The organism is Streptomyces sp. NPDC056480, assembly GCF_042795405.1.
Lineage (GTDB): Bacteria > Actinomycetota > Actinomycetes > Streptomycetales > Streptomycetaceae > Streptomyces.
On record NZ_JBHTSA010000019.1, the window covers coordinates 69,317 to 88,787 of the forward strand.

The window sequence follows — 19,471 nt, forward strand, 5'->3', positions numbered from 1 at the left end:
CCGACTCGGGTTGTCGGAAACCCCGTGGGGCTGTCTTCCGCTCGGCAACGGGAAGAGGCTGTACGGGTCCACCGACTCTCGTGCGGCGCCATCGGGGTGAATGAGAGCGGCCGAGGTGCGTCGTTGCCGCAGTCGGCGGCGCCGTTCGGAGCCGAGGGCCCTGCGCCACCAGAGGTCCGCAGGGCATCCGATCGCCAGCCGTTCAGTCCGACGTCGGTGGTGTCTTCGGCGCGCGGAGCAGGCACCCGATGGCTGCGGCGAGAACGATGACGCCGACGGCGACGAGGGATGCGGACAGGCCGTCCATGAAGGCGGACTTGACGCCGTCCGCCAGGGCCGCGCCCTGTGCACCGAGCTGGTCGGCGACGTGCAGGCCCGCCGCGGCGGAGTCGCGCGCGGCCTCGGCTGCTTCGGAGGGGAGTCGGTCGAGTGAGTCGGGCAGGTTCGAGCGGTAGTGGCTGCCGTAGATCGAGCCCATGAGGGCGATGCCGACGGCCGAGCCGACCTCACGGGTGGTGTCGTTCATCGCGGAGGCGACTCCCTGCTGGCCGCGGCCGAGCGAGCCGGTGATGGCGGAGGTGCCCACGGCCCCGGACAGGCCGATGCCGAAGCCCGCCAGGACGAGTCCGCCGAGGAACGGCAGGTAACCGGAGCCGACGTCGAGCCGGGAGATGACGAACAGGCCGGCGCTCAGCAGGAGCAGCCCGACGGTCATGGTGGCCTTCATCCCGACCCGTCGCACCAGGTGGGGGGTGGCCTGGGAGGTCGGCAGGACGACGACCGCGACGGGTACGAGGGCCGCGGCGGCCTTGAGCGGGCTGTAGCCGAGGATGAGCTGCAGGTACTGCAGGCCGACGAAGAAGAACCCGAAGACGGCCATGAACTGTACGAGGACGACGATCGCGCCGGCCCGGAAGCCGCGGATGCCGAACAGGGCGGGGTCGAGCAGGGGGTGCTCACGCCGCAGGCCGAGCCAGGCGTACGCGGTGAAGGCCAGCACCGTGACCACGAGGGCGGCGATGACGACAGGCTCCGTCCAGCCCTGCTCGTTGCCTTCGATGATGGCGAAGACGAGGGTGCCGATGCCGACGGCGGTGCAGACGGCCCCGGGCACGTCGGGTGGGGAGGGGTGCTCGTCCTTGGTGTCGGGCGACAGGAGGAGGGCGGCGAGGGCGGCCAGCAGGGCGGTCGCGGCGCTGGTGATGAAGATCGACCGCCAGGAGAACCACTCCAGCAGGGCCCCTGCGGCGAGCATGCCGATGATGGCTCCGGCGGCGGCGAATCCGGACCAGGTGGCCACGCCCTTGACGCGCTGCTCGGGAGGGAAGGCGGCGGTGATCGTGGACAGGGTGCCCGGCATGATCATCGCGGCTCCCAGGCCCATGACGACTCGCCAGACGATGAGCGTGGTGGTGGAGTCGGCGAAGGAGGCGGCCAGTGAGGCGATGCCGAAGACGACGGTGCCCGCGACGAGGACGTTGCGGCGCCCGATCCGGTCTCCGATGGCACCGAGCGGCAGGACGAGAGCGGCCAGGGCGACGGTGTAGCCGTCGGCGATCCAGGTCAGTGAGGCGTTGGTGGCCGACAGGTCGATGGCGAGGTCGGGCAGGGCGAGGTTGAGCGCGGAGACGGAGGCGACGACGAGGACCAGGGACAGGCACATGGCGAAGAGCACGCCGTTGTGGCCGGCACGGCCGGTCGCGACGGCGTCCTGCCGGGCTTCGGGCTGGTCGTCGGAGGTGCGGAGGGGGCTGGTGGACATGAGGAACTCGTCTCAGTCGTTGCCGGGCTGGAGCAGTTTGAAGACCAGGCGCGCGGCGGTGCGCTGCGCCGCGTGGCGCAGGCGCACCGGGGCCGGCAGGGCCCGGGGCGGCGTCGGGGGAGTGGTGGCCAGGCGGGGGAAGAGTGCTTCGGCGTTGGTGCGGTTGACGGCCGTGAGCGTGGCCGTGTCGACGTTGCCGTCGAGGCCGCCCGCGAAGTACTGACCGGCGGGAGTGGGGGCGAAGGGCCAGTCGCTGCCGAAGAGGACGTGTCCGGGGCGGGCGAAGGCGAGCAGGGTGGGCAGGGCGGCGGGGCTGGAGGACAGGGCGGTGTCGAAGTAGAAGCAGCGGAAGTCGTCCAGTACGTCGAGCGGGCTGCGCGCGGTGTCGTTGGCGATGGTGAGGGCCATGCGGTGTGAGGAGTACGGCACGAAGCCGCCGGCGTGGCTGAGGATGAAGCGGATGTTCGGGTAGCGGCGCGGGATGCCGTTGCGGACCAGAAGGTAGGTGGCGCGGGTGGTGTCCAGGAGGAAGTCGGCGGCGAAGGCGGGAATGCCGTCGACCGGAGGAGCGGGTAGCTCGGCCGGGTGTATGAAGACCACCGCGCCGCGGTCGTTCAGCGCCTGCCACAGCGCGTCCTGACCGTCCACGCCGAGGTAGGTGCCCCGGCTGTTGGCGAGCAGGGTCACGCCGTCGGCGCGCAGCTGGTCCAGTGCGCGCGCGGCCTCGGTGGCCGAGGCGTCGGCGTCGGGCATGGGCAGGGTGGCGAAGAAGCCGAAGCGGCCGGGGTGGTCGGAGACCAGGGCCGCGCAGTGGTCGTTGAGGCGCCGGGTAAGGTCGGCGGCCTCGGCGGGTTCGGTGAGGAAGCCGGTGCCGGGAGTGGAGACGGAGAGGATCGACGTGGTGGTGCCGAGCAGGTCCATCAGTTGCAGGGCGGACTCGGGGTTCCAGGCGGGCAGGGCGCGGCCGCCGGCGTCGGTGATGCCGGCCTCTGCGAGCTTGCCGCGGTAGAAGTCGGGCACCACATGCTGGTGGACGTCGATGCGCTGTGCCGAAGGGGACATGAAGGGGCCTTTCATGCGGTCTACGGGTTATGGCGGGGAGTTCTTCCGGCCGGCGACCGTGCACTGCCGACCCAGCCGGCGCTCTGGGTATCGGTGTCCGGGGAGGCGAAGGAGCCCGGTTCGGCGGTGGCGCCAGGGCCTTTGGGCGACCGGATGGAGAGATCGGGGGTAGAGCGGATGTTCAGAGAGTCGCCGGTGTGGTCGGCGACGTCTCAGAGGGGGCGGGCCGTCGTCAGATGAAGGACACCGACACGGAGCCGAGGGCTCCGAATCGTGCCTCTGCCTTCTGGCCGGCGCTGATGAAGGGGGCGGTGGTGATGGCGCCGGGCAGGATCACGTGCCCGGGGTCCAGCCCTCTGCCGTAGGCGGTGAGAGCGTTGGCCAGCCAGGCGACCGCGGCGGCCGGGTGTCCCATGACCTCATTGCTGCTGCCGGTCGCCACGCGGCTTCCGTCGACGAGCAGGTCCACGTCCACCGCAGCGAGGTCGGGTGCGTACGCCATCGGCGTCCAGGAGCCGCAGACGAGCCCCGCGGAGCCGGCGTTGTCCGCGACGGTGTCGGCCAGGGTGATCCGCCAGTCGCGGATGCGGCTGTCGACGATCTCCAGTGCCGGCGCGACCGCATCGGTCGCGGCCAGTACGTCACTGAGGGTTACGCCGGGGCCGCGCAGCGGCCGGGCGAGGCGGAAGCAGATCTCGGGTTCGACGCGTGGGGCACAGTATCGAGCGGCGCGGACCGTCCCGCCGTCGCGGTGGACCATGTCGTCCAGCAGGTGCCCGAAGTCCGGCTCGTGCACGCCGAGCAGATCCCGCATCGAGGCCGAGGTGAGGCCGACCTTGTGCCCGATCACCGTCGAGCCGGTGGCCAGGCGGTGGGCGACGTTGTCCTGCTGGACGGCGTAGGCGTCGGCGAGATCGAGAGCGGACCACCTCGTGGTGAGCGGTTCGACCGGGGCCGTGCGGCGCTCGGCCTCGCGGAGAAGCCGGGCGGCCTCCACACGTCGCCGGGTGGCCGCCGGCCTCATGTCCTGCTCCTCGCCGCCAGGCGCGTCGCCGCCTCGTAGACCAGCTGGGCGTGCAGTTCGAACATCGCCACGAGGTCGACGTCGTCACCGTTGATCTCCCGCTGGACGAAGAGCCCGTCGGCGCCCGCGACCGCGTAGGTCGTCAGGGCGTGCACGGAGTCCTCGTCGAGGTCCGGGACGAGTTCCCGGGCCATGTCGGCGATCTTCGCCCGCGCGATGTCGCGGACCTGGAGGAAGACCGTCCGGCCGCGGGGTTCGGCAGGACGCCGTTCGAGCGCGAGCATCAGACCGAGGCGGAGGAAGTCGGGGGCGTCGATCAGCGACTTGCCCACGATTCCCGCCATGGCGGTGACCCGTTCCAGCGGGGTCCCCGTCTCTTCGCTCGGAAGCTCCACGGCGGCGAGCCACGTCTCGAAGCTGCGCTCGATGACTGCGGCGATCAAGTCGTCCTTGTCCTTGAAGTGCCAGTAGATCGAGCTGGCAGGCAGTCCGCACTTGGCGCTGACGGCCGCGATCGACGTGCCTTCGTATCCCCGCTCGCCCGCGATCTCGACGGCGGCGTCGAGGATGCGTTGCCGCGACTCCACTCCGTTCGCGCGCTTCTTGCGGGTCGTCTGCGGCTTTGTCATGGCAGGTGCCCCTCTGGTGTGCGCTTCTCGCCGGCTGCTTGACCCTATCCAGCGATGAGCCTACCGTAGCACTCGTTCCAATTGGAGTGAACACTACGGTAAGAATCGTGCAGCATGATCGACAGTGAGGTGGCCTGATGAGCGAGACCGCGGCCGGAGCAGAGGCCGAGGACAGCGCCTACGACGTGGCGGTGATCGGGTACGGGCCCACGGGCGTGACCGCGGCCAACCTGCTGGGCGCGATGGGGCTCCGCGTCGTCGTCCTGGAACGGGACGCCGAGATCTTCACGCGCGCCCGAGCCATCTCCACCGACGAGGAGGTCGTCCGCATCTGGCAGCGGATCGGGCTGGCCGAGCGCCTCAAGCAGGACATGCTGACGGAGCGGCCGGTGGACTTCGTCGACGCCGATGGCCGTACGTTCCTCAGCGCCTGCCCCACATCACGCGGCCACGGCCACCCGCCGCAGATGTTCATCTACCAGCCGGCCCTCGAGCAGGTCCTGCGTGACGGCGTCGACCGCTACCCGAACGTCAAGATCCTGCTGCGCCACGAGTGCCTGCGCCTGCGCCAGGACGCCGACGGGGTGGAGCTGACCGTGGTCGGCACGGCCGACGACTCGGTCCACCGGCTGCGCGCCTCCTACGTGATCGCGGCCGACGGCGGCTCCAGCCTCACCCGCGCGCAGCTCAACATCGGGTACGAGGGCCGCACGTACGAGGACCGCTGGATCGTCATCGACACCAAGATGCTCAAGCCCTGGCCCGACCACGACAAGCTGCGCTTCCACTGCGACCCGGCCCGCCCGGCCGTCGACTGCCCGACCCCGCTGGACCACCACCGCTACGAGTTCCCCCTCCTGCCCGGAGACGACGAGAAGCAGCTGGTCACCGAAGACGCCGTGTACCGGTTGATCTCCCGGTACGGGATCGGCCGCGACAGCATCGAGGTCCTGCGCGCCACCGTCTACAGCCACCACGTCCGGTTCGCCTCGCGCTTCCGCGTCGGCCGGGTCTTCCTCGCCGGCGACGCCGCGCACGCCATGCCGCCGTGGATCGGCCAGGGCATGGCCGCCGGCGTCCGGGACGTGGCCAACCTCTGCTGGAAGCTGCACGCCGTCCTCCACGGTGAACTGCCCGAAAGCGTCCTCGACAGCTACGAGACCGAACGCAAACCGCACGTCAGGGAGGTCACCAAGCGAGCGGTGTTCGTCGGCCGCATGATCACCGAGAGGCGGCGCCCGGTCGCCCGCGTCCGCAACGGCGCCCTGCGGGCCCTGGACCGCATACCCGGCTTCGGCGACTGGCTGCAGGACTCGAACTGGATCCCCGTGGCCCGCTACAACGCCGGCCTGCAGGCCGGCCCGCGCACCAAGGCGACCGGGCACCAGATTCCGCAGCCCTGGGTGACCGGTTCCGGCGGGGAACGCGTACGGCTGGACGACGCGCTCGGCGGCCGCTGGCTCCTGCTGTCTCTCGGCCGGCCCACCCCGCAGCCCGCGTGGGAGCGCCTCAGCGTCGAGTCGCTGGCCGTTCTGCCGGTGGGCTCGCGCCCGGCCGACGGCGCGGTCGTCGACAGCGACGGCGTCCTGCTCCCCTGGCTGATCGAGCACGGTGTCACCACTGTGGCCCTGCGCCCCGACGCCTATGTCTACGCCGCCGCCCCCGCCGGTGCCCCGCTCCCGCCGCCTCCGGCCGGACTCGCCCCCGCGTCACAGCCGGCCACGACCACCGCTCAGTGAGGACATCATGACCACACCCATCGAAGTCCCCGAGATGCAGGAGCACCTGCTCGACGTCGACGGCAAGAAGATCTTCGTCGCCGAGACGGGGCGGGGAGCTCCCGTCCTGCTGCTGCACGGTGGCGGCCCCGGAGCCTCCGGCATCTCCAACTACAGCCGCAACATCGCGGAACTGTCCCAGGAGTTCCGGGTCATCGTGCCCGACCTCCCCGGCTACGGCCGCAGCAGCAAGGGCATCGACCCCGCCGACCCCTTCGGCGCCCTGGCCACCGGAATCCGCGGCGTGCTCGACCAGCTCGGCCTGAAGAAGGCCCACTTCGTCGGCAACTCCTACGGCGGTGCCTGCGCCCTGCGTCTCGCCCTCGACACCCCCCAGCGGGTCGACCGCATGGTGCTCATGGGCCCCGGCGGCATCGGCACCACCCGCGCGCTGCCCACGCCGGGCCTGAACAACCTGCTGAACTACTACACGGGGGACGGGCCCTCGCGGCCGAAGCTGGAGAAGTTCATCCGCGACTACCTGGTCTTCAACTCCGCCCACGTGCCCGACTCCATCATCGACGCGCGCTACCGGGACAGCATCGACCCCGAGGTCGTCGCCGCCCCACCGCTCACCCGCCCGAAGTCGCTCGGCGCGCTGTGGAAGATGGACTTCACCCGCGACAAGCGCCTGAACCGGCTGGCCGTGCCCACCCTGGTGCTGTGGGGCGCCGCGGACAAGGTCAACCGGCCCTCGGGTGGCCGGATGCTGGCCGAGCGCATGCCCAACTGTGACCTGTACGAGGTCGCCAACACGGGGCACTGGGTGCAGTGGGAGCGCGCCGAGCTGTTCAACCGGCTCTGCGCCGACTTCCTGGCGGGCCGCCGATGAACACCGCGCCCTCCGTCTTCGGCTCCGTCCACCTCGGCTACATCGTCGTCGAGTCCAACCGCTTCGCCGACTGGCGCCGATTCGGCACCGACGCCATCGGCATGCACCACGACGACATCTCCCGTGACGTGATGCGCTTCCGCCTCGACGACCACGAGTGCCGCTTCCTGATCCGGCGCGGCCCCGCCGAAGACGTGGTGGCGATCGGCTGGCACATCGACGACCACGCCTCCTTCGAGCAGATCGAGACCCGCATCCGAGCCCACGGCGTTCCTGTCGTGCGGGGCTCCGACGAAGAGGCGGCCATGCGCGGCGTGGAACGCCTGCTGCGTTTCCCCGGGCCCAAGGGCATCGTGCAGGAGATCTACACCACTCCGCTCATCTCGCCCGAGCCGCTGCGGATGGTCGCCTCCGGCTGGGTCACCGGCGACGCGGGGATGGGACACGTCGCGATCACCTCCGCCAAGCCCACCCTGATGCGCGGCTACTACAACACGGTCTTCGACGCCCGCCTGACCGACTACATCGACGAGACGATCAGCGGCGTCAAGCTCAAGATCCGCTTCCTGCGCGTCAACGAACGCCACCACTCCATCGCGATCGCCGCCCTCCGCGGCCTGCCGGTCGACCCGATCCGCACCCGCGTCCAGCACCTCAACATCCAGGCCGACAGCCTGGACGACCTGGCCCAGAGCTACGAGCGCGTGCACGAACTCGGCTTCGACATGGCCCTGTCGGTGGGCCAGCACACCAACGACAAGGAACTCTCCTACTACGCCCGCACTCCCTCGGGCTTCGAGTGGGAGGTCGGCTGGAATCCCGTGGTCATCGACGAGAGCACCTGGGAGCCCTCCACCCACCAGGGCATCAGCATCTGGGGCCACAAACCCGTCGGCCAGACGATCGTCGACAAGCTCGACCAGTTCCGGCTCGGCGCCCGTTCCCTCGTCCGGCCGGAGAGGACCGTCCCCGCCCTCAGCGGTGCCGGCATCCCCGACGACTGAACCGGCACGGTCACCCCGCCGCCCGGCGGGGTGACCGCACTCGCTCGATCCCCGGCAGGGCGGCGGAACACCGTCGCCCGCCCCCTCGCCCGGTCGCACATCCCTCGCACTGGGGCTCCCACAGGCGCCCGGCCTCACGGCTCGATCACGGGCGAACTCCCGCAGGTCCGGCAATCCCGGACGCCCGCGGTTCCCCCTGCCTGCCCGTCGCCGTCCCGCACTGCTCGGGCCGTCCGGCACACCGCCCGGAGTGCTTCCCGTCATGGGACGCCGGGAACCGTGATGCCAGGGCCCCGGTGAGTGAACATCCACCTCGCGAGAGGACCCCGACGCATGTCCGTCCCGTCTCCCAGGCCCGGCAGCGGGCCCCCACCATACGAGCGGCCCCGTGAGGCTGACGCGAGCGCTCTGCAGGAACTGCCTCGCGCACATTCCGAAGCGCGCCGGCGGTTCCTGGCGGTCAATGGCGCCGCCTTCCTGGTCTGCGCAGCGCTGTCCGGCACACTCGGCGAGCTGTTCACCGCCCGCCTGGCCGGCAGGATGCCTCTGGGCATCGTGCTCGGCACTCTGCAGTTGGCCGTTCTGCTGCTGTCCTCATGGTGGTACGACCGCACGCTCAGCCGCCAGGCCGATCCGCTCGTCGACCGGCTGCGCCACCGTGCCCAGCTCGTGCACCCGTCACCGCCCCAGCCGGGTCCGGCAGGGACCACGTCCCGACGGCCGCAACCGTCGCAGGGGAGGCGGAGATGACCGAGCTGTCGCTCGCCGCGGGGCTCACATCGGTCTCGGGCGGTTCCGACGACCGGACAATGGTGCTGATCGGCTTCCTGGCGTTCATCGTTGTGTCCCTGCTGTTGTGCGTTCTGGCCGGCCCCGAGGACGACACCGCGGCCGACTTCTACACCGGCAACCGGTCACTGACGCCGGTGCAGAACGCGCTGGCGCTCACCGGGGACTACATATCGGCCGCCACACTCCTGGGCGTGTCCGGCCTGGTGGCCGTGGTCGGATACGACGGCATCTCCCTCGCGGTCAGCAGCTGCCTGGCCGTCGGGGTGTTCCTGCTCCTCGCCGGTCCGCTGCGCAATGCCGGCCGCTACACCCTGGGCGACGTCTTCGCGCTGCGTTCGCCGGGTTCGTCGTCCCGTATCGCCGCCGCCACGGCCACCTTGGCCGTCTGCCTGCCCTTTCTCGTCCTTCAACTGGCCGGAGCCGGCAGCGCCACGGCCCTCCTGCTCGGACTGACCAGCCTGGGAGCCGAACAAGTCTGCACCGTCTTCGTCGGAGCGCTGATGATCTGCTACGCGGTGCTCGGCGGCATGAGAGGGACGAGCCTCGTCCAGATCGTCAAGGTGGCCGTGGTGTTCACCACCATGGTGCTCCTCGCCCTTCTGGTCCTGCGGCACCACGACTTCGACCCGGGCGCCCTGCTGACCGCGGCCGAGCGGGGGAGCGGGCTTCACGACCGCTACTTCGAACCCGGGCACGCCCTGGGGGACAGCGCGGTCGGCCGCCTCGACTTCCTGAGCCTCCAACTGTCCGTCGTCCTGGGCGGCGCGTGCATGCCGCACGTGCTGATGAGAATCAACTCGGCCGCCGACGGCGCCACCGCCCGCCGAGCGACCCGCTACGCCATCGCCCTCATGGCCGTCTTCTTCCTCTGCGTCGTCATCGCGGGCCTCGGTGCCGCCGGCATCGTAGGAGGCCAGGAGATCCGTGCCGTCGACAGCAGCGGCCAGACGGCCCTCTTCCTCCTGGCCGGGGAGCTGGGAGGCGGTACCTCGGGACTTGCGGGCAGCGTGCTGTACACCGCTGTCGCCTGCTCCGTCTTCGTCACCGTACTGGCGGTGGTCGCCGGCATCGTCCTGAGCGCCGCGGCCGCCCTGGCGCACGACCTGCACGCGCACGTGGCACGCGCGGGACGCATGTCCGAGCGTCGGGAATTCCGATCGGCCCGATGGGCGGTAGGAGCCGTGGGCGGGATCGGCATCTTCCTGGCGGCGTTGGCCCAGGGGCGGGACCTTCAGTCCCTGACCCATCTGGCACTCGCTCTCGCCGCCTCCACGGTCCTGCCCGCCAGTCTGTACGGACTGTTCTGGAGCCGGTACAACCGGACCGGGCTGCTGTGGACCGTGTACGGCGGAATCTCCTGCACGACCGCCCTGTACGTCTGCTCCCTCTCCTTCTCGGGCGCGTCCACCTCGCTGCTGTCGGGACACGACTTCCACCTCATCGGTATGCAGTCGACCGCCGTGATGGCCGTTCCCGCGGGATTCCTGCTCGGGTGGGTGGGCAGCGCCGTCGGACGGCGTGGACGGCCGACGGCAGAACCCGGGGCGGACCTCCGCTGGCGCGAACGGGTTCTCGTCGGGGCGCGGGAGCAATGACGTGTGCCGCGGCCCGGCAGCCAGGCCGGGCCGCGGCACACGCCGCGCACTCACTGACGGCAACAGAACGGGCTCACCGCTGCCGGGCCCGGCTCAGGCCGGCTTGGCCCCGATCCTGGCGGCCAGCGCGGGGAACTGGGTCAGCGCGTTGGAGCGCTCGACAGCCAGTCGCTCAGCAGGCGAGAAGGTCTCGTTCAGCTGTGGGGCGGGGTCTCCTGCCGCGAGGAACAGAGCGCTGGTGAACGGCCAGTCGGTGGCGAAGGGAACGCGCTCCGTTCCGGCCGGCTCGCGCACTGATCTCATCGCCTGGGGTGCCGGAGACAGAGCGGTGTCGTAGAAGATCTCGCGGAAGTGCGGGCTGCTGTCGTCCAAGCCGGCGGCCCCCACCTGCTGCGCGATCGCCGGGGTCAGAGCCAGCAGGCTGGTGCGGTAGGAGATGTGTAGGTGACGCCCGGCTCGGAGACGGAGACCACCTGGGTCTGGATGCCGTAGCGGCTCATGAAGTTCACCGCGAGGTCCGGGCTCCACAGGGGGACCGGCACGCCTCCGATCTCGGTGATGCCGTGCGCCGCCAGGTCCCGGCGGTAGAAGTCCGGAATCAGATGACAGTGCACGTCGATGCGGTCTCTGCTGCGGCTTGACGCGGACATCGGGCAGCCACAGGTGACCGGCGCAGCGGCGGTGACCGCACCGGCTTCTTGTAGTGTTCACTACAGTGACTGGAATGACCGCTACGGTAAGAGGGGCGGGAGTGGGCGTCAAGGATCGAGGCAGGGGCGACCTGCTGAGGTGGGAGCCTGCCGGGTGCGTCCGTTGCCCACAGGCCGGGCGCCCGGTGCCGGCTCAGGAAGAGGTGCTGTCCACCGATCCGCGGCCCGAGCGCAGCACGCGGGACAGGCCCAGAGCGGCTGTCCGTACGGCGGGCGCCAGCTGGGCCGGGTGGAACCGGCCACGCGGCACGGCGACGGACAGGGCGGCCACCGCCGTCGCCCCGTCGAAGACGGGCGAGGCGATGCAGTTGACGCCGAGGGCGGCCTCCTGCTCCTCGTATGCGAGACCGGAGACCTGGATCTGCTCCAGGGTGGTACGCAGCCGTGCCGGATCGGTGACCGAGTGCGGGGTGAGGCGGGGCAGGGGCCCGGCCAGCACCTCGTCCGCCAACTCGGAGCCGGAGAAGGCCAGCAGCGCCTTGCCGACGCCCGTGCAGGTCAGGGGAAGACGCCCCCCGATGCGTGAGGGCAGCGTCAGGGTCTGGTGGCCGTGGATCCGCTCGACGTAGACCACGTCGTGCCCTTCCCGAATGCCGAGGTGCACGGTCTCGTGGGTCGCCTCGAAGAGGTCCTGGAGGTACGGCAGCGCGGCCTCCCGCAGGTCGAGCCGGCGTGGCACCAGCGAGCCCAGCTCGAAGAGCTTGCCGCCGAGCCGGTAGGTCTCTCCGCTGCGTTCGAGCAGGCCGAGGCGCACCAGGTCGGCGCAGAGGCGGAACGCGGTCGTCTTGGTCAGTCCCGTACGGGCGGTGATTTCCGTGAGACGGAACGTACCGCCGTCCGGACGGAAGCAGTCGAGGACGGCAGCCGCCTTGTCGAGCATGTTCCCCTGCGCGCTGTTCCGTGTCATGGAACATATTTTGCCGCCGCTCGAACCGTACGCCTATACCTGTCGTGGATCGACGGACGGCCAGCGCCGCCTCTCCGACAGCCCGCCACTCCCCGCCCGGAGGTACCCCTCATGACCGCACCGCTCCACCAGTCCCCGCGGGGGGCGACCGCGAGCCCTCACCCAGCCGCCGACGCCGTGAACCAGGCGGCCGCCGTCCTGGAGGAGGCCATCCGCACCGGCGTCCCGTGCGCCCCGGTGCGCTCGCTCCTGCCCGAAGCGGACGTCGAAGCTGCATACGCCGTGCAGCGGCTGCACGTGGAACGCGGGATCGCCGCCGGGCGGCGGCTTGTGGGCCGCAAGATCGGCCTGACCTCGCCCGCCGTGCAGCGGCAGCTCGGCGTGGACCGGCCGGACTTCGGCGCGCTGTTCGCCGACATGGCGGTGCCCGAAGGACGCCCGATCGCCCCCGGCCGGCTCCTCCAGCCGAAGGTCGAGGCCGAGGTCGCCCTGGTCCTCGGCACGGACCTGCCGCATGGCGACCCGACCGTCGCCGACCTGCTGCGCGCCACGGCGTTCGCGCTGCCCGCGCTGGAGATCGTCGACAGCCGCATCGCCGACTGGGACATCACCATCGTCGACACCGTCGCCGACAACGCCTCCTGCGGCCTGTACGTCCTGGGCGGCACCCCCGTCCCCCTGGACCGCGTCGACCTGCGGACCGTGACGATGACCCTCGCCAAGAACGGCGAGACGGTCTCCGAGGGCACCGGAGCCGACTGCCTGGGCAGCCCCCTCACCGCCGCCCTCTGGCTCGCCTCCACCCTCGCCGGGCTCGGCGACCCGCTGCGGGCCGGCGACGTCGTCCTGACCGGCGCGCTCGGCCCGATGGCCGTCGCCGCAGAGGGAGACGAGTTCACCGCGCACATCGAAGGGCTCGGCACGGTCACGGCCGCGTTCGCGCCCGCCGCCACGGAAGGAGCGGCGGCATGACCACGAAGGTCGCCGTCATCGGGTCGGGCAACATCGGCACCGACCTGATGATCAAGATCCTGCGGCTCTCCGACTCCCTGGAGATCGCCGCCATGGTCGGGATCGATCCCGACTCCGACGGCCTGGCCCGCGCCCGCCGTCTGAAGGTCGCCACCACCCACGAGGGCGTCGACGGCCTGGTGGGGCTCGACGAGTTCGCGGACGTCGAGATCGTCTTCGACGCCACTTCGGCCGGTGCGCACCGCCACCACGACGAGGTACTGCGCGCGCTGGGGCGCAGGATCGTGGACCTGACGCCCGCCGCGCTCGGCCCGTACGTCGTCCCGCCGGTCAACGGCGACGACCACCTCGGCGCACCGAACGTCAACATGGTCACCTGCGGCGGCCAGGCCACGATTCCGATCGTGGCTGCCGTCGGGGCCGTGACGCCCGTCCACTACGGCGAGATCGTCGCCTCGATCTCCTCCCGTTCGGCCGGTCCCGGCACCCGGGCCAACATCGACGAGTTCACCGAGACGACCTCGTCGGCCATCGAGAAGGTGGGCGGCGCCGCCCGGGGCAAGGCGATCATCGTACTGAACCCGGCCGAACCCCCGCTGATCATGCGCGACACCGTGTACTGCCTGGTCGGCGAGTGCGATGACACCGCAGTGACCGATTCGGTGGAGGAGATGGTCGCCCGGGTCCAGGCGTACGTGCCCGGATACCGCCTCAAGCAGAAGGTCCAGTTCGAGCGCGTCGCCGATGACGACCCCCTGCGCTCGCTGCTGCCCGCCGGCAGGCAGTCCACCGGCGCCGCGAAGGTGTCGGTCTTCCTGGAGGTCGAGGGCGCCGCCCACTACCTGCCCGCCTACGCCGGGAACCTCGACATCATGACCTCGGCCGCCCTGCGCACCGCCGAACGCATGGCCGCCGCGCAGCCCTTCACGGAGGTGGTCTCCCGATGACCGCGAACCAGCCCCCCGCCCTGTACGTACAGGACGTGACCCTGCGGGACGGCATGCACGCCGTACGCCACCGCTACACCGTCGACCAGGCCCGCACCATCGCGGCCGCGCTGGACGCCGCCGGGGTCGCCGCGATCGAGATCGCCCACGGCGACGGCCTGTCCGGCTCCAGCATCACCTACGGCGTCGGCGCGCACACCGACTGGGAGTGGATCGAAGCAGTCTGTGACGGCGTGAGACACGCGGTGCCCACCACGCTGCTCCTGCCCGGCATCGGCACCCTGCACGACCTGCGGCAGGCCCACGCCCTCGGCATTCGCTCCGTTCGCGTCGCCACCCACTGCACCGAGGCCGACATCTCCGCCCAGCACATCGCGGCCGCCCGCGACATGGGCATGGACGTGGCCGGGTTCCTGATGATGTCCCACATGGCCGAACCCGCCGAACTGGCCCGTCAGGCCAAGCTGATGGAGTCCTACGGGGCCGGATGCGTCTACGTCACCGACTCAGGCGGTCGCCTGACGATGGACGGCGTCCGCGATCGCGTCCGCGCCTACCGCGACGTCCTCGCACCCGACACCGGAATCGGCATCCACGCCCACCACAACCTCGGCCTGGGCGTCGCCAACTCCGTCGTCGCCGTCGAGAACGGCGTCACCCGCGTCGACGCCTCCCTCGCCGGCCAGGGCGCCGGAGCCGGGAACTGCCCGCTGGAGGCGTTCATCGCGGTCGCCGACCTGATGGGCTGGGAACACGGCTGCGACCTGTTCCCCCTGATGGACGCCGCCGACGACGTCGTACGTCCTCTGCAGGACCGCGAGGTCCGCGTCGACCGCGAGACCCTCACCCTCGGCTACGCGGGCGTGTACTCCAGCTTCCTGCGCCATGCCGAGACTGCCGCCCGCCGGCACGGCCTCGACACCCGCGCGATCCTCGTCGAGGTCGGCCGGCGCAAGATGGTCGGCGGCCAGGAGGACATGATCACGGACATCGCCCTCGACCTCGCGGCGGCCGGCTCCGCCGGCTGACCGGCAGCGGTCGGCGCCGAAGCCCCGTGGCTGTTCGGCGGAGACGGCGTCACCAACGACAGGGGCCGGACTCGGCAGGGGGAGGGAGAAGGTCGACGTACTCGCCGCTGGCGTGGTCCGGGCCCAGTGTTATGACGGCGGTCGTTCCCGCGCACCGCTGCGGGGCAGTCCCGGATTCCCACCGGGTTCCCCTTACAAGGCATCCTGCCTGGCGGACGGCTCGAACCGACTGCAGCCCTCACCCGACGGCTCGCACACGCTCAGCCTAGAAGAACCCAAGCTTCTTGGGGCTGTAACTCTGAAGAATGTTCTTCGTCTGCTGGTAGTGGTCCAGCATCATCCGGTGGGTCTCGCGGCCGATGCCCGACTGCTTGTAGCCGCCGAAGGCGGCGTGGGCCGGGTATGCGTGGTAGCAGTTCGTCCAGACGCGGCCCGCCTGGATGGCGCGGCCCGCGCGGTACGCCGTGTTCGTGTCGCGGGTCCAGACGCCGGCGCCCAGGCCGTACAGGGTGTCGTTCGCCGTGCTGATCGCGTCGTCGAAGTCCGTGAAGGACGTCACCGCCACCACCGGGCCGAAGATCTCCTCCTGGAAGACCCGCATGCGGTTGTCGCCCTCGAAGATCGTCGGCTGGACGTAGTAGCCGCCCGCCAGGTCGCCTCCGTGCTCGACGATCTGGCCGCCCGTCAGGATCCGCGCGCCTTCCTTCTGGCCGATCTCCAGGTAGGAGACGATCTTCCGCAGCTGCTCCGCCGACGCCTGCGCGCCGATCATCGTGTCGGTGTCCAGGGGATGGCCCGGGACGATCTTCTCCGTGCGGGCGACGGCCGCCTCCAGGAACTCGCCGTAGTGGCCCCGCTGGACGAGCGCGCGCGAGGGGCAGGTGCAGACCTCGCCCTGGTTGAGGGCGAACATCGTGAAGCCTTCGAGGGCCTTGTCGCGGAAGTCGTCGTCCGCCGCCCACACGTCGTCGAAGAAGATGTTCGGCGACTTGCCGCCGAGTTCCAGCGTCACCGGCTTCAGGTTCTCGGAGGCGTACCCCATGATCAGCCGGCCGGTCGAGGTCTCCCCGGTGAAGGCGATCTTGGCGACGCGCGGCGAGGACGCGAGCGGCTTCCCGGCCTCCTCGCCGAAGCCGTTGACGACGTTCAGGACGCCCGGCGGCAGCAGGTCCGCGACCAGGCTGAGCCAGAAGTGGATCGAGGCCGGGGTCTGTTCGGCCGGCTTGAGGACCACCGCGTTGCCCGCGGCGAGCGCAGGCGCCAGCTTCCACACCGCCATCAGGATCGGGAAGTTCCACGGGATGATCTGCGCGACCACCCCCAACGGCTCGTGGAAGTGGTACGCGACGGTGTCGTCGTCGATCTCGCTCAGCGCGCCCTCCTGGGCCCGCAACGCCCCCGCGAAGTAGCGGAAGTGGTCGATGGCGAGCGGGATGTCGGCGGCCAGCGTCTCCCGGACCGGCTTGCCGTTGTCCCAGCTCTCCGCGACCGCGAGCGCCTCCAGAGAGCTCTCCATCCGGTCCGCGATCCGCAGCAGGACGGCCGCGCGCTCGGCCGGCGCCGTCCGGCCCCACGCCGGTGCCGCCGCGTGCGCCGCGTCGAGGGCGCGCTCCACGTCCTCGGCGGTGCCGCGCGCGACCTCCGTGAAGGGGCGGCCGTCGACCGGGCTGGGGTTCTCGAAGTAGCCGCCGAGCGCCGGCGCGACGTACGCGCCTCCGATCCAGTGGTCGTAGCGGGCCTCGTACGACATGAGCGCGCCCTCGGTGCCGGGTGCGGCGTAACGGGTCATGGCATGGCCTCCCTGGGACGCGCCGGCCGTCCCTGGCCGGCGCTCACCGGCGAGTGTGCGGACCCGGACGTTGCAAGACCGTTGCACCGGCGGACAGTTCCGCCTCCAGGGAGTCGAGACGCGCACGTACGGGCGGGAGCCGAGCCGCCGGAACCGCCGCGCACAACGCCCGCCAGACCACCAGGTCGTCCTCGCCCCAGCTGCTGTACGCCCAGTCCGCGAGCAGCCCGGGATCGGCCCGGTCCACCAGCGCCGCCCGCAGCCGGCTCGCGAGCCGCTCCCGCAGCCGTACGACCCCGGGGGCGAGCGAGGAGGGAAGCAGCGGGCCCGCGTACTCCCCGGCCGCCGCCGCGACGGCACCCGAGGCGAGCCGCCGGTCCACCGCCGCGAAGTCCGCGTCCACCCCACCCGCCAGCCGGTACGGGCGCGAGCGCAACACATCCGGCCCCAGCAGCGCCCGGAGCCGCGACAGCTCCGCCCGCAGCGTCACCGGCGTGACGGACTCGTCCTCGTACAGGAGGGTGAGGAGCTCGTCGCCGCCGATCCCCTCCGGGCGGTGCGCGAGCAGGACCAGGATCTCGCTGTGCCGGCGGCTCAGCCGGACCCGTCGGCCGCCGAGCGACAGCGACGCCTCGTCGCGGCCGAGCGCCGCGAGGCTCGCGCCGCCCGCCCCCGGCGCGGGCCCGAGCAGCGCGAGTTGCGACTCCGCCGCCCGCGCCACCGCCTGGACGAAGCCCAGACTGTGCGGATGCGCGAGCCGCCTCCCGCCCGTGATGTCGACCGCGCCGAGCACCCGCCCGCTGTGCGGGTCGTGCACGGGGGCGGCGGCGCAGGTCCAGGCCCGTACCGGGTGCCGGAAGTGCTCGGCGGCGACCACCTGGACCGGCCGGTCGACGGCGAGGGCCGTGCCGGGCGCGTTCGTCCCGGCCGCCGCCTCCGACCAGCGGGCCCCGGCCACGAAGTTCATCCCCCGCGCCTTGCGCAGCGTGGCCGGGTGGCCCTCGACCCACAGCATCCGGCCGGCGGCGTCGCACACCGCGAGGAGATGTTCCCCGTCCGTCGCGTACGCCCCCATCAGCTCCCGGATCACCGGCATCGCCGCCGCCAGCGGATGGCCGTCCCGGAACTCGGCGAGCTCGTCCTCGTCCAGCTCCACCCGGGCCGCTCCGTCCGGACTCACGCGCGCGCGTGCGGAACGCCGCCACGAAGCGGCGACCAGCGGCCGGATCTGCCCGGAGCCGGGGGCCTCGAGAGGGAGGAGGTCGGGCGCCGCCGGCCCGGCGGGTCGGGATCTCGCGGCCGACAGGGATGACGGGGGTGACGGGGACGACGGGGACGACGGCGCGGTCCCCGCCTCCTCGCCGCCACTGGCCGTCCCGTCCGCCTGCTCGGTCCGTCCGGCCACCCACGCGTCGCTCAACTCGGCCTCCTCGTCGAGGTCGTCCCGGCCCGTCCGGCTCATCGTGATGCGCGGGGGCCCCGTCGACAAGCGCCTGGACAGCCCGTCCCGCTCACCCTGTCCGGGACCGGCCCCCGACCGCTCACGTACAGTAGGGCTCGGGCCGTGACTGGCGCTTGAGGTGGATCACCACCGGGGAGCGGCCCGGCGGGGGCGTGCTCGACCGGCGCGACCGTACCGATGCCGTGCGCCTGGGCGAATCACCTGTCAGAGACGACGCCCAGGAGTTGCCATGTCCACCAGCACCGCCACCCTCATGGACGGAACGGCCCTCGCCCGCCGTACGGTCGAGGAGACCGCCGCCCGCGCCGCCGAGATCACCCGTCGCACCGGTGTCACGCCGTGTCTCGCGACCGTCCTGGTCGGTGCGGACCCGGCCTCGGTCACGTACGTGAAGATGAAGCAGAACCGCTGCGCGAAGGCCGGAATCCGCTCCAAGCACGTCGAACTGCCCGCCACCACGACGACCGAGGAACTCGTCGCCGCGATCACGGCCCTCTCCCAGGACCCCGAGGTCCACGGCATCCTCCTCCAGCACCCCGTCGGCCCGCACATCGACGAGCGCGCCGCCTTCGAGGCCATCGCCCCGGAGAAGGACGTCGACGGTGTCACCATGGCCTCCTTCGCCGCCATGGGCTTCGGCCTGCCCGGCTTCGTCTCCTGCACGCCCGGCGGCATCATGCGCCTCCTCGACGCGTACGACGTGGAACTCCGCGGCAAGCGCGCCGTCGTCGTGGGCCGCAGCGCGATCCTCGGCAAGCCGGCCGGGCTCCTCCTTCTCGGCCGCGACGCCACGGTCACCTACTGCCACTCCCGCACCGAGGACCTCTCCTCCGTCGTCCGCGAGGCCGACGTCCTCGTGGCCGCCGTCGGCAAGCCGAACTTCATCAAGGGCGCCGACATCAAGCCCGGCGCCGTCGTCATCGACGCCGGTTACAACCCGGGCAACATCGGCGACGTCGACTTCGCATCGGCCGCCGAGCGCGCCTCCCTCATCACCCCCGTTCCGGGCGGCGTCGGTCCCATGACCATCGCCGTTCTCCTCGCCCAGACCGTCGAGGGCGCGGAGCGCCAGCTCGGGCTGTAGGACCGGTTCGTGACGGGGCGACGGGCGGGGCGACGAACGGGGTGGCGGGTGCGATCGCGGCCGCGGATGGTCACGTTTCCGTACAGGCCGCTCC

General features: G+C 71.5%; 18 protein-coding genes and 2 riboswitches. Of the genes, 9 read left to right on the top strand and 9 right to left on the bottom strand.

Going from position 1 to position 19,471, the window contains the following annotated elements:
* Positions 1-202 precede the first annotated feature (202 nt).
* From ACFQ79_RS11630 to ACFQ79_RS11645, 4 genes are all read right to left on the bottom strand, one after another.
* Positions 203-1,762 carry an MFS transporter gene (locus ACFQ79_RS11630; RefSeq protein WP_383581640.1) on the bottom strand — a complete coding sequence of 520 codons (1,560 nt, stop codon included), beginning with the start codon at positions 1,760-1,762 and terminating at the stop codon, positions 203-205.
* A gap of 12 nt (positions 1,763-1,774) precedes the next feature.
* A complete protein-coding gene (locus tag ACFQ79_RS11635; RefSeq protein ID WP_383581643.1) occupies positions 1,775-2,824 on the bottom strand; it encodes an amidohydrolase family protein in 1,050 nt (349 codons plus the stop codon).
* 232 nt (positions 2,825-3,056) lie between these two features.
* Entirely contained in the window at positions 3,057-3,848 is a 792-nt protein-coding gene (locus tag ACFQ79_RS11640; RefSeq protein ID WP_383581646.1) for a 2-keto-4-pentenoate hydratase, read from the bottom strand.
* A complete protein-coding gene (locus ACFQ79_RS11645) occupies positions 3,845-4,477 on the bottom strand; it encodes a TetR family transcriptional regulator (RefSeq protein ID WP_383581648.1) in 633 nt (210 codons plus the stop codon). Before ACFQ79_RS11645 ends, ACFQ79_RS11640 begins: the two co-directional genes overlap by 4 nt.
* A 137-nt stretch (positions 4,478-4,614) precedes the next feature.
* On the opposite strand from ACFQ79_RS11645, the gene ACFQ79_RS11650 reads away from it, so the two are divergent.
* From ACFQ79_RS11650 to ACFQ79_RS11670, 5 genes are all read left to right on the top strand, one after another.
* Positions 4,615-6,216: a bifunctional 3-(3-hydroxy-phenyl)propionate/3-hydroxycinnamic acid hydroxylase gene (locus ACFQ79_RS11650; RefSeq protein ID WP_383581650.1), complete on the top strand. Its 1,602-nt coding sequence runs from the start codon at positions 4,615-4,617 to the stop codon at positions 6,214-6,216.
* A 7-nt stretch (positions 6,217-6,223) separates the two neighbouring features.
* Entirely contained in the window at positions 6,224-7,087 is an 864-nt protein-coding gene (locus ACFQ79_RS11655) for an alpha/beta fold hydrolase (RefSeq protein ID WP_383581652.1), read from the top strand.
* Positions 7,084-8,091 carry a VOC family protein gene (locus ACFQ79_RS11660; protein ID WP_383581654.1) on the top strand — a complete coding sequence of 336 codons (1,008 nt, stop codon included), beginning with the start codon at positions 7,084-7,086 and terminating at the stop codon, positions 8,089-8,091. Before ACFQ79_RS11655 ends, ACFQ79_RS11660 begins: the two co-directional genes overlap by 4 nt.
* Positions 8,092-8,424: 333 nt before the next feature.
* The gene (locus ACFQ79_RS11665) at positions 8,425-8,841 is read left to right on the top strand and encodes a DUF485 domain-containing protein (protein ID WP_383581657.1); all 417 of its coding nucleotides are present in this window, start codon (positions 8,425-8,427) and stop codon (positions 8,839-8,841) included.
* Positions 8,838-10,478: a cation acetate symporter gene (locus tag ACFQ79_RS11670; RefSeq protein WP_383581659.1), complete on the top strand. Its 1,641-nt coding sequence runs from the start codon at positions 8,838-8,840 to the stop codon at positions 10,476-10,478. Before ACFQ79_RS11665 ends, ACFQ79_RS11670 begins: the two co-directional genes overlap by 4 nt.
* A gap of 93 nt (positions 10,479-10,571) precedes the next feature.
* Here the strand turns inward: ACFQ79_RS11670 and ACFQ79_RS11675 are convergent, their stop codons facing one another.
* From ACFQ79_RS11675 to ACFQ79_RS11685, 3 genes are all read right to left on the bottom strand, one after another.
* Positions 10,572-10,850, bottom strand: a complete 279-nt coding sequence (locus tag ACFQ79_RS11675) for a hypothetical protein (protein ID WP_383581661.1) — start codon at positions 10,848-10,850, stop codon at positions 10,572-10,574.
* Positions 10,851-10,885: 35 nt separating this feature from the next.
* Positions 10,886-11,128, bottom strand: a complete 243-nt coding sequence (locus tag ACFQ79_RS11680) for a hypothetical protein (RefSeq protein WP_383581664.1) — start codon at positions 11,126-11,128, stop codon at positions 10,886-10,888.
* Positions 11,129-11,321: 193 nt separating this feature from the next.
* Entirely contained in the window at positions 11,322-12,068 is a 747-nt protein-coding gene (locus tag ACFQ79_RS11685) for an IclR family transcriptional regulator (RefSeq protein WP_383581701.1), read from the bottom strand.
* Positions 12,069-12,206: 138 nt separating this feature from the next.
* Between ACFQ79_RS11685 and mhpD the strand changes: the two genes are divergently transcribed.
* Genes mhpD through dmpG form a run of 3 tightly spaced genes read left to right on the top strand, consistent with a single transcriptional unit; the run spans position 12,207 to position 15,042 of the window.
* On the top strand, positions 12,207-13,067 hold the full coding sequence (gene mhpD / locus ACFQ79_RS11690) for a 2-keto-4-pentenoate hydratase (RefSeq protein WP_383581666.1): 861 nt from the start codon (positions 12,207-12,209) through the stop codon (positions 13,065-13,067).
* Positions 13,064-14,014, top strand: coding sequence for an acetaldehyde dehydrogenase (acetylating) (locus tag ACFQ79_RS11695; RefSeq protein ID WP_383581668.1), 951 nt, complete (start codon positions 13,064-13,066; stop codon positions 14,012-14,014). The genes mhpD and ACFQ79_RS11695 overlap by 4 nt, the downstream gene beginning before the upstream one ends.
* A complete protein-coding gene (dmpG, locus tag ACFQ79_RS11700; protein ID WP_383581670.1) occupies positions 14,011-15,042 on the top strand; it encodes a 4-hydroxy-2-oxovalerate aldolase in 1,032 nt (343 codons plus the stop codon). Before ACFQ79_RS11695 ends, dmpG begins: the two co-directional genes overlap by 4 nt.
* Positions 15,043-15,083: 41 nt before the next feature.
* A riboswitch (cobalamin riboswitch) is annotated at positions 15,084-15,271 on the bottom strand.
* A gap of 36 nt (positions 15,272-15,307) precedes the next feature.
* On the opposite strand, the gene ACFQ79_RS11705 is transcribed toward dmpG, so the two are convergent.
* Both ACFQ79_RS11705 and ACFQ79_RS11710 read right to left on the bottom strand, forming a co-directional pair.
* Positions 15,308-16,831 carry an aldehyde dehydrogenase family protein gene (locus ACFQ79_RS11705; protein ID WP_383581672.1) on the bottom strand — a complete coding sequence of 508 codons (1,524 nt, stop codon included), beginning with the start codon at positions 16,829-16,831 and terminating at the stop codon, positions 15,308-15,310.
* A 43-nt stretch (positions 16,832-16,874) separates the two neighbouring features.
* Positions 16,875-18,293: a GAF domain-containing protein gene (locus ACFQ79_RS11710; protein WP_383581675.1), complete on the bottom strand. Its 1,419-nt coding sequence runs from the start codon at positions 18,291-18,293 to the stop codon at positions 16,875-16,877.
* 92 nt (positions 18,294-18,385) lie between these two features.
* Positions 18,386-18,494, top strand: a riboswitch (ZMP/ZTP riboswitch).
* Between the two features lie 28 nt (positions 18,495-18,522).
* Here ACFQ79_RS11710 and ACFQ79_RS11715 point away from each other — a divergent pair.
* Positions 18,523-19,377 carry a bifunctional 5,10-methylenetetrahydrofolate dehydrogenase/5,10-methenyltetrahydrofolate cyclohydrolase gene (locus ACFQ79_RS11715; protein ID WP_383581678.1) on the top strand — a complete coding sequence of 285 codons (855 nt, stop codon included), beginning with the start codon at positions 18,523-18,525 and terminating at the stop codon, positions 19,375-19,377.
* The last annotated feature ends 94 nt before the right edge of the window (positions 19,378-19,471 follow it).

Coding starts and splice junctions, on each gene's coding strand:
- ACFQ79_RS11630 (WP_383581640.1), bottom strand. CDS start 1,762: ATGTCCACCAGCCCCCTCCGCACCTCCGACGACCAGCCCGAAGCCCGG.
- ACFQ79_RS11635 (WP_383581643.1), bottom strand. CDS start 2,824: ATGTCCCCTTCGGCACAGCGCATCGACGTCCACCAGCATGTGGTGCCC.
- ACFQ79_RS11640 (WP_383581646.1), bottom strand. CDS start 3,848: ATGAGGCCGGCGGCCACCCGGCGACGTGTGGAGGCCGCCCGGCTTCTC.
- ACFQ79_RS11645 (WP_383581648.1), bottom strand. CDS start 4,477: ATGACAAAGCCGCAGACGACCCGCAAGAAGCGCGCGAACGGAGTGGAG.
- ACFQ79_RS11650 (WP_383581650.1), top strand. CDS start 4,615: ATGAGCGAGACCGCGGCCGGAGCAGAGGCCGAGGACAGCGCCTACGAC.
- ACFQ79_RS11655 (WP_383581652.1), top strand. CDS start 6,224: ATGACCACACCCATCGAAGTCCCCGAGATGCAGGAGCACCTGCTCGAC.
- ACFQ79_RS11660 (WP_383581654.1), top strand. CDS start 7,084: ATGAACACCGCGCCCTCCGTCTTCGGCTCCGTCCACCTCGGCTACATC.
- ACFQ79_RS11665 (WP_383581657.1), top strand. CDS start 8,425: ATGTCCGTCCCGTCTCCCAGGCCCGGCAGCGGGCCCCCACCATACGAG.
- ACFQ79_RS11670 (WP_383581659.1), top strand. CDS start 8,838: ATGACCGAGCTGTCGCTCGCCGCGGGGCTCACATCGGTCTCGGGCGGT.
- ACFQ79_RS11680 (WP_383581664.1), bottom strand. CDS start 11,128: ATGTCCGCGTCAAGCCGCAGCAGAGACCGCATCGACGTGCACTGTCAT.
- ACFQ79_RS11685 (WP_383581701.1), bottom strand. CDS start 12,068: ATGCTCGACAAGGCGGCTGCCGTCCTCGACTGCTTCCGTCCGGACGGC.
- mhpD (WP_383581666.1), top strand. CDS start 12,207: ATGACCGCACCGCTCCACCAGTCCCCGCGGGGGGCGACCGCGAGCCCT.
- ACFQ79_RS11695 (WP_383581668.1), top strand. CDS start 13,064: ATGACCACGAAGGTCGCCGTCATCGGGTCGGGCAACATCGGCACCGAC.
- dmpG (WP_383581670.1), top strand. CDS start 14,011: ATGACCGCGAACCAGCCCCCCGCCCTGTACGTACAGGACGTGACCCTG.
- ACFQ79_RS11705 (WP_383581672.1), bottom strand. CDS start 16,831: ATGACCCGTTACGCCGCACCCGGCACCGAGGGCGCGCTCATGTCGTAC.
- ACFQ79_RS11710 (WP_383581675.1), bottom strand. CDS start 18,293: ATGAGCCGGACGGGCCGGGACGACCTCGACGAGGAGGCCGAGTTGAGC.
- ACFQ79_RS11715 (WP_383581678.1), top strand. CDS start 18,523: ATGTCCACCAGCACCGCCACCCTCATGGACGGAACGGCCCTCGCCCGC.